Genomic DNA, 613 nt, shown 5'->3' on the forward strand with positions numbered 1-613 from the left:
CCCCTCAAGGACCGCATCCCCGGCGGCACCGACGGCCGCCGCATGCTCCTCGTCACCTTCATCGACAAGTGCGGCACCGGACTCTGGTCCACGGCCATGGCCCTCTACTTCACCTACGTCACGGGCCTCGGCCTCGGCCAGGTCGGCCTCCTCATCGCCCTCTCCGGCGCCGCGGGCATCGCCGGCGCCCCCCTCGGTGGCCGCCTCGCCGACCGCTTCCCCCTCGTCCGCGTCATCATCTGCGCCCAACTCCTCCGCGCCGCCGCCCTCCTCGCCCTCCTCACCACCGACGACTACCTGCTGCTCGTCCTCTTCTCCGCCGCCGGTGCCCTCCCCGACCGCGCCACCAACGTCCTCACCAAGCTCTACGCGGCCCGCGTCGCCGGCCCCGACCGCGTCCGCTACCAGGCCATCAACCGCACCGCCTCCAACCTCGGCTGGACCCTCGGCGGCCTCGGCGCAGCCGCCGCGCTCGCCGTCGGCTCCACCACCGCCTTCCAACTCCTGCTCGTGGGCGACGCGCTGTCCTACCTCGTGATGGCAGCCCTCACCCTCCGCTGCGCCTCCAGCACGCCGACGGCCACTCCCCCGTCATCGCGGCCACGAACCCGGC

1 protein-coding gene is annotated in these 613 nt (G+C 73.7%); it reads left to right on the plus strand.

Annotation, left to right across the window (positions count from 1 at the left end; all coding sequences use genetic code 11):
* Window positions 1-15 precede the first annotated feature (15 nt).
* Window positions 16-613: MFS transporter (locus CCN56_RS41040; protein ID WP_256962454.1), on the plus strand; the 598-nt coding region annotated here is incomplete at its 3' end.

It is taken from the genome of Streptomyces sp. NRRL B-24572 (genome assembly GCF_002156145.1).
Lineage (GTDB): Bacteria > Actinomycetota > Actinomycetes > Streptomycetales > Streptomycetaceae > Streptomyces > Streptomyces vietnamensis.